Below are 7,767 nucleotides of genomic sequence, written 5' to 3'. Positions count from 1 at the left end.
GGATCGGTTCGACCAGAATCGCCACGATGCGCGCGCCGTGTTTGCGCTGTATTTGCTCCAGCGCCGGGAGATCGCCGAACGGCACTTTGACGAAGTCCCCTGGCAGTTCGTTGAATCCCAGGCGCACTGCCGGGCCATCGCTGGCGGACAAGGTGCCAAGGGTGCGGCCATGAAACGCGTTGACCATGACCACCACCAGCGGCTGCTCGATGCCTTTGCGCCAGCCGTACAGACGCGCCAGTTTCAGTGCGGTCTCGTTCGCTTCGGCGCCGGAGTTGTTGAAGAACGCGCGCTCCATCCCCGACAACGCCGTCAGCCGTTTGGCCAGTTGTTGCTGCCAGTCGATGCTGTACAGGTTTGAGGTGTGCAGCAGCAGCCCCGCTTGCTCGCTGATCGCCGCGACGATGCGCGGATGCGAGTGGCCGACATTGGTCACTGCCACACCGGCAACGGCATCCAGATATTCGCGCCCCGCCTGATCCCACAGGCGCGTGCCCAGGCCCTTGGTGAAACTCAGGGCCAGGGGTTGGTAGGTGTTCATCAGGGCGGCGGTCATGACGTGAAACTCCATTGCAGGTCGGTGTTTTTGCAGTATGGTTAGCCACCTGAGCTGGATAAACCCGGAAAAACTTCAATCATTTAAAAGCCGAGCTTGATAATGGATTTGTTTCAGTCGATGGGCGTGTACGTCAAGGTGGTCGAAACCGGGAGCATGACGGCCGCCGCTGCGAAGTGCGAAATGTCGACGACGATGGTGGGCAATCATCTGCGCGCGCTGGAGCAACGGCTCGGCGTGCAACTGCTGCAACGCACCACGCGCCGCCAGCGCCTGACCGAATTCGGCAGCGTCTATTATCAGCGCTGCCTGGAAGTGCTCGGCCTGGTGGCCGACTCCGAACGCCTTGCTGAACAAGCGTCGGACGAGCCGCGCGGCTTGCTGCGTATCACCGCGCCGCTGACCTTCGGCGTCGAACGACTGACCCCGGCTCTCAGCGAATACTCCTTGCTCTATCCGCAAGTGAAGCTCGACGTGGTGCTGACCAACAGCCGTCCGGATCTGCTGGAGAACGGCCTCGATGTCGCATTCCGCCTGGGCAATTTCGACCAATCCAACCTGATCGCCCGGCCCTTGATCGACTACACCCTGACGGTCTGCGCTTCCCCTGATTACATCGCGCGGCGCGGCATGCCGCACACGCCACAGGATTTGCAGCAACACGATTGCCTGTCCTTCGCCTACCCGGCTGGCGATGACTGGCAATCGGTGGAAAAACGCTGGCGTCTGAGCGGCCCGGAAGGCGAAGTCCTCGTCGACGTCAGCGGACCGATGCTGATCAACAGCTCCGCCGGTTTGCACCAGGCAGCGCGCAACGGCATGGGCATCATGATGCTGCCCGACGCGCTGGTGGAACAGGATCTGCGCGACGGCAAACTGGTCAGGGTAATGACGGACTACCAACCGCCAAGCAGGCCGATGCATCTGTTGTATGCGCAGGATCGCTATCGATTGCCGAAGCTGAGACGCTTTGTCGAGTTTGCGATGCGTACGTGGGGGAAACCCGCTGACGCCATGCTCGGAAAATAACGCACGCCGGGAAAAATCCCGACCACCAGACCGTTGCTCCGTGACAACGCCGCCCCGCTCCCCTAAATTAGTCGGCCTGAAAAAGACCTCGTGCTTTCTCGCCTCAACTCAAGTTAAAAAGTAGTGAAATTTCAATGTCCGATTTCAACACCGCTGAATCCGTAGTCACCCAGTCGTCCAAAGCGGAATACGAAAACTCCATCAATCTTTCACAACACCTGCCACAAGCCAAAATCATCAGCGAGATGGTCCTGGACGCGTTCCAGTCGACCCGCGAAAGCGACCAGATCCGTGAATTGCGTGCGGCGATCCGTCAGGCGCATGACAGTTTTGATGACGACAAGGCGTACGAGCTGATGGGCGAACTCAAGCGCCTGAAAGACGCCGAGGCAGCCGACATCGCCGCGCTGGAAGACCTGAGCAGCAAGTTCTCGATCGGACGCATTCTGTCCAGCTTCAAGGACGATCCGGCATTTCAGGAAATCGTCTATGGCCTGGCGCTGAAGGTGCTGAATCAGACCCATCAGGCGATCAGCAATCCGAGCGGCGGCAAGAGCAAAGCTGCGAAGAAGAAAGAAGTGGAAATCTTCACCATCAGCAAGGACGGCGCCAGCGTGACCCTGCCAATGCGCACCCCGCGTTCGCGTCTGAACGTTGATCGTGAGGCGCTGGAATTCCTCGGTTTCACCTTCGTGGGTGAAGGCGATGAAGCCGAGCTGGAGAGCGAAACCTTCGTCGATAACGCCGGTACGGAACAGGCGGTGAACCGCAAGAACATCATCACCGCGCTGCAGCAGCAGACTGCGTTTGATGGGTATAGCATCGCGGCGCAGTAATCTGCAAAGCGCTTGCGAAAAAGCCCCGCACTGAGATTCAGGCGGGGCTTTTTGTTGTCCGGCTTGTGATTCGTGAGGAGGCGAAAATCGTCGCCCCTCACCCCAGCCCTCTCCCGAGGGAGAGGGAGCCGACTTGTGTGATTTTCAAACCTGAGTTCGGCTCGGTATTTCAGGTCGGCGTATATCTTGAGAGCCCCTCAGTCAGTCCCCTCTCCCTCCGGGAGAGGGTTAGGGTTAGGGCAAACAGCTACCCCCCTCAAGCCGAAGGATGCAACGCCGCAATCATGTCCACTTCAATCGCCGCATTCTTCGGCAACTGATACACGCCGATGGTCGTGCGCGTATGCCGTCCGGCATCGCCCAGCACATGGCTGAACACATCCGAAGCGCCGTTGGCCACTTCGCTCAGGTCGACAAAATCAGCGGTCGACTTCACATACACCGTGACCCGCAACAACGCGCGAATCTTGTCCAGCGAACCGACCGCATCGACGATCAGCGCCAGGCAACGCATGGCGCTGATGCTCGCCGCGGCTTGCGCATCCTTGAGGTTCAATTCCAGCCCCACGCGACCGGGATACAGGATCTTGCCATTGACCCGCGGCACCATGCCGCTGATGTAGAGCTCGTCGTGATGACGGATCAGCGGCGCGTAATTGCCACCGGCGGTGTTCTCGCCATAGATGTCGTAGTTGAGTTCTTCGGCCAGGGCGATAAAGCGCTCATCGCAGGTCATCCGTTCGGTCATTGCGCCCAGCCTTTTGATCAATGCACGGGTTAGGACAGTCGAGCACCGGTGGATGGCTTGGAGCTACTACTGTCGGGGTTGGATCCGAATCTAGGTCTTTTACCGAATAGCCGCAACCGCAAACTGTGGGAGCGAGCCTGCCCGCGAATGGCCGCACCCCGAACGAGCATATTTCAGCCAACAAAAAACCCCGCACATCTCTCAACGTGCGGGGTTTTTTCTGAAGCTTGCAAACCTTACGGCGCGTACGTCAGCAACAGCTCTGTCGGCACCTTGAAGTCCAGGGACATCATGACGCTCAACGCAGTGATGGTGAAGATCGAGAACACGAACAGCTTGCGTGCCCAGACGGTGTCATCGACTGCCTTGTAGCCGGTCCAGGCCATGTACAGCCAGTACATGCCCATGGCGGCGGCGACGGCGAGGTAGCTCATGCCGGCGTAGCCGCTGAAGGTCAGCATCAAGGTCGCCACGAGGAACGCCAGGATGTAGAGCAGGATGTGCTTCTTCGCCACTTGAATGCCGCGTTTCACTGGCAGCACCGGAATCGATGCGGCCAGGTAATCGTTGAAACGGAAGATCGCGATGGCGTAGGAATGCGGCATCTGCCACAGGCTGAACATCACCAGCAGGGTCAGTGCGGCCATGTCGAAGCTGTTGGTCACGGCAACGTAACCGATCACTGGCGGCATGGCGCCCGACAGACTGCCCACCAGCGTGCCGTGAACCGACTTGCGCTTGAGGTACAGGCTGTAGAAGCCGACGTAGATGATGAAACCGATTACTGCGAACAAGGCAGCCAACGGGTTGGCCACCTTGTACAACAAGGCAACGCCGAGAACACCCAGAATGGTCGCGTAAACCAGGGCCAGTTTCAGGGAGATGAGGCCCTGGACCAGCACACGGTTCTTGGTGCGTTCCATCTTCAGGTCGATGTCGCGGTCGATGCAGTTGTTGAACACGCAACCGGAGGCCACGACCAGGGAAGTACCAATCATGGCGGCCAGAAACACCGCCAGATCGACATGCCCTTTCGAGGCCAGGAAGAACCCGCCTGCCACAGAAAGCACGTTACCGAAAATGATCCCCGGTTTGGTGATTTGGATAAAGTGCTTGAGCGACATCGGGTCTACCTCACTTCGCCATCATGTACGTGTGGATGCTGAACATGATCCACAGCGACAGGCCAACCAGCAGCACGATCACGATCGCCGTAAAGACGAATGCGATCACGTTGTTACGCTGTGCAATGGAACGGTCCAAGTGCAGGAAGTAATACAGGTGAACGATAACCTGGATCACTGCGAACAGCAGAACGATTGCCAGCGTCGTCGACTTCGGCAGGGTCGGGTACATCACCAGACCGAACGGAATGACGGTCAGGATTACCGACAGGATGAAGCCGATGGCGTACGACTTGACGCTGCCGTGGCCAGCATCGTGGCTGTCATTGGAGTGTGCATTAGCCATTACAGAGTCCCCATCAGGTAAACAACGGTGAAGACGCAGATCCAGACCACGTCCAGGAAGTGCCAGAACAGGCTCAGGCAGCTCAGACGGGTCTTGTTGGTCGACGTCAGGCCATGCTTGTTGACCTGATACATCATGATGCCCATCCAGATCAGACCGGCCGAAACGTGCAGACCGTGGGTACCGACCAGGGTGAAGAACGCCGACAGGAAGCCCGAACGGCTAGGACCAAAGCCCTCGGAGATCAGCAGGTGGAACTCGTTGATCTCCATGGCGATGAAGCCCGCGCCGAGCAGGAAGGTCATGAACAACCAGCCCAGGACCGCCTGCTTCTTGCCCTTGTACAACGCCAGCATGGCGAAGCCGTAGGTGATCGAACTGAACAACAGCAGAGCGGTTTCGCCCAGCACGTATGGCAGTTCGAAGATGTCGTGGCCCGACGGGCCACCGGCAACGTTGTTTACCAGTACTGCGTACACCGCGAAGATCGACGCAAACAGAATGCAGTCGGTCATCAGGTAGAGCCAGAAACCGTATACGGTCATCTCGCCCGAGTCGTGGTGATGGTCATCGTGCCCATGGTCACCATGGGCGTGTCCAACATTGGTCACTAAATTCGACATGGTTTAAGCCTGTTCCAACGAGGTTTCAACACGGGTGGCATTGGCCGGGATTTTCCCTGCCGCGACCAGACGCTTGTGCTGCTCGGCTTCGATACGCTCGATCGTTTCAACCGGAACCATATAGCCCTGGTCGTCACGTGCAGCGTGGATCACGAAGTAAACGACGGTGCCCACCAGGCTCGCGATCGCCAGCCACCAGATGTGCCAGATCATCGCGAAACCGAAGACGGTCAACAGCGCGCCCATCACCACGCCAGTGGCGGTGTTGTTCGGCATGTGGATCGGCTCGTACTTGGCCGGACGCTGGTACGCAGTACCGTTTTCCTTGGCTTCGGTGAACGGGTCGATGCAGTCAGCCTTAGGCAGCACAGCGAAGTTGTAGAACGGTGGTGGCGACGAGGTCGACCATTCCAGGGTGTGTGCATTCCACGGGTCACCGTGATCGCAAACGTTCTCTGGCTTGTTGCGGTCACGCACACTGACGTACAGCTGGATCAGTTGGCAGGCGATACCGACAGCAATCATCACCGCACCGAACATGGCAACGTACAGGTACGGTACCCACTCAGGGTTGGTGGTGGCGTTCAGACGACGGGTCATGCCCATGAAGCCCAGTGCATAGAGCGGCATGAACGCGACGAAGAAGCCCGAGATCCAGAACCAGAACGCTGCTTTACCCCAGCCTTCGTGCAGCTTGAAGCCGAAGGCTTTCGGGAAGTAGAACGCGAAGCCAGCGATGTAACCGAATACCGCACCGCCAATGATCACGTTGTGGAAGTGCGCGATCACGAACAGGCTGTTGTGCAGCACGAAGTCAGCACCCGGGATGGCCAGCAGTACGCCGGTCATGCCGCCGATGGCGAAGGTCACCATGAAGCCCAGAGTCCACATGACCTGGCTGGTGAAGCGCAGACGGCCCTGGTAGATGGTGAACAGCCAGTTGAACAGCTTCACACCCGTCGGGATGGAAATCAGCATCGTCGCCAGACCGAAGAAGGCGTTGACGCTTGCCCCCGAACCCATGGTGAAGAAGTGGTGCAGCCAGACCATGAAGCCCAGTACCGAGATCGCGCCCGAGGCGTAGATCATCGAGTGGTGGCCGAACAGTTTCTTGCCGGTGAAGGCCGAGATCACTTCCGAGAAGATGCCGAAGGCCGGCAGGATCAGGATGTAAACCTCAGGGTGGCCCCACGCCCAGAACAGGTTGACGTACATCATCGGATTGCCACCAAGTTCATTGGTGAAAATGTGGAAATCCATGTAACGGTCAAGGGTCAGCAGTGCCAGGGTAGCGGTCAGGATCGGGAACGAAGCCACGATCAGAACGTTTGCCCAGGTGCAGGTCCAGGTGAAGATCGGCATGTCCATCAGTTTCATGCCAGGGGTACGCATTTTCAGTACGGTCGCGAGGAAGTTGACCCCGGTTAACGTCGTACCCAATCCGGATAGCTGTAGCGCCCAGATGTAGTAATCCATACCCACGCCAGGACTGTATTGCAGACCCGACAGCGGCGGATATGCAACCCAACCGGTCTTGGCGAATTCACCGATACCCAGCGACAGGTTGATCAGCACAACGCCGGACACCAGCAGCCAGAAGCTCAGGGAGTTCAGGAACGGGAACGCAACGTCACGCGCGCCGATCTGCAGCGGCACTGCAAGGTTCATCAGGCCGGTGAAGAATGGCATCGCCATGAAGATGATCATGATCACACCGTGAGCGGTGAAGATCTGGTCATAGTGTTCAGGTGGCAGGTAGCCAGGCGAACCCTCGGTGGCCATGGCCAGCTGGGTACGCATCATGATCGCATCGGCAAAGCCGCGCAGCAGCATGACCATGGCGACGATGATGTACATCACGCCGATTTTCTTGTGGTCGACCGAAGTCAGCCACTCGGTCCACAGGTACGTCCACTTCTTGAAGTAAGTGATCGCAGCGAACAGCGCCAGACCACCGAGGGCGATCATGGCGATGGTCACCATCACGATCGGCTCGTGGAATGGGACTGCTTCCCAACTTAATTTACCAAACATCGTTTACTCCTCTGCCCCGGCAGCTGAATGCGAACCCGCGTCAATATCCGTGGCCGCCACTTCTTTCTCTTTCTTCTCGTGCTTCAGCGGCTTGCCCGGCTTCATACCTTCGTACTTGTCGACGATGATCTGGAACTGGTTCGGCGTGACCGACGAGTAGAGTTCGACTGGGTTGTTCTGGCTCGGTTTGGCCAGGGCCGCGTATTCAGCCTGATCAAGCTGTTTAGGCGACTTCTTGACTTCACTTACCCAGGCGTCGAAATCTTCCTGAGTAGTGGAGATAGCCTTGAATTTCATACCGGTGAAACCGGCACCGCTGTAGTTGGCGGAGATACCGTCCATTTCAGCGTTGCGGTCAGCGATCAGGTGCAGCTTGGTCTGCATGCCCGCCATCGCGTAGATCTGGCCGCCCAGGCCCGGGATGAAGAACGAGTTCATCACGGCATCGGAGGTGATCTTGAAGTTGATTGG

9 protein-coding genes are annotated in these 7,767 nt (G+C 58.1%); 2 read left to right on the top strand and 7 right to left on the bottom strand.

From position 1 onward, the window contains the following. Window positions 1–556 (bottom strand): aminotransferase class III-fold pyridoxal phosphate-dependent enzyme (locus OQK_RS16225; RefSeq protein ID WP_016773309.1); only part of this gene is annotated, 556 nt, incomplete at its 3' end. Between the two features lie 102 nt (window positions 557–658). Here OQK_RS16225 and OQK_RS16220 point away from each other — a divergent pair. Together OQK_RS16220 and OQK_RS16215 are read left to right on the top strand one after the other, a co-directional pair. After that, window positions 659–1,585 carry a LysR family transcriptional regulator gene (locus OQK_RS16220; RefSeq protein ID WP_016773308.1) on the top strand — a complete coding sequence of 309 codons (927 nt, stop codon included), beginning with the start codon at window positions 659–661 and terminating at the stop codon, window positions 1,583–1,585. Window positions 1,586–1,719: 134 nt separating this feature from the next. Further along, window positions 1,720–2,421 (top strand): hypothetical protein, encoded by a 702-nt coding sequence (locus tag OQK_RS16215; protein ID WP_016773307.1) that lies wholly within the window; start codon window positions 1,720–1,722, stop codon window positions 2,419–2,421. A gap of 256 nt (window positions 2,422–2,677) precedes the next feature. Here the strand turns inward: OQK_RS16215 and OQK_RS16210 are convergent, their stop codons facing one another. From OQK_RS16210 to OQK_RS16185, 6 genes are all read right to left on the bottom strand, one after another. After that, window positions 2,678–3,169 carry a RidA family protein gene (locus OQK_RS16210; protein ID WP_016773306.1) on the bottom strand — a complete coding sequence of 164 codons (492 nt, stop codon included), beginning with the start codon at window positions 3,167–3,169 and terminating at the stop codon, window positions 2,678–2,680. Between the two features lie 236 nt (window positions 3,170–3,405). After that, window positions 3,406–4,293, bottom strand: a complete 888-nt coding sequence (gene cyoE / locus OQK_RS16205; protein ID WP_016773305.1) for a heme o synthase — start codon at window positions 4,291–4,293, stop codon at window positions 3,406–3,408. 10 nt (window positions 4,294–4,303) lie between these two features. Continuing rightward, the gene (cyoD, locus tag OQK_RS16200) at window positions 4,304–4,639 is read right to left on the bottom strand and encodes a cytochrome o ubiquinol oxidase subunit IV (RefSeq protein WP_016773304.1); all 336 of its coding nucleotides are present in this window, start codon (window positions 4,637–4,639) and stop codon (window positions 4,304–4,306) included. After that, the gene (cyoC, locus tag OQK_RS16195) at window positions 4,639–5,262 is read right to left on the bottom strand and encodes a cytochrome o ubiquinol oxidase subunit III (RefSeq protein ID WP_016773303.1); all 624 of its coding nucleotides are present in this window, start codon (window positions 5,260–5,262) and stop codon (window positions 4,639–4,641) included. The genes cyoD and cyoC overlap by 1 nt, the downstream gene beginning before the upstream one ends. A 3-nt stretch (window positions 5,263–5,265) precedes the next feature. Beyond that, entirely contained in the window at window positions 5,266–7,296 is a 2,031-nt protein-coding gene (cyoB, locus tag OQK_RS16190) for a cytochrome o ubiquinol oxidase subunit I (protein ID WP_016773302.1), read from the bottom strand. A gap of 3 nt (window positions 7,297–7,299) precedes the next feature. After that, window positions 7,300–7,767 (bottom strand): COX aromatic rich motif-containing protein (locus OQK_RS16185; protein ID WP_016773301.1); only part of this gene is annotated, 468 nt, incomplete at its 5' end.

Source organism: Pseudomonas sp. R62 (assembly GCF_000257605.1).
GTDB classification, from domain to species: domain Bacteria; phylum Pseudomonadota; class Gammaproteobacteria; order Pseudomonadales; family Pseudomonadaceae; genus Aquipseudomonas; species Aquipseudomonas atacamensis.
This window is presented reverse-complemented; position numbering and strand designations above follow the sequence as displayed.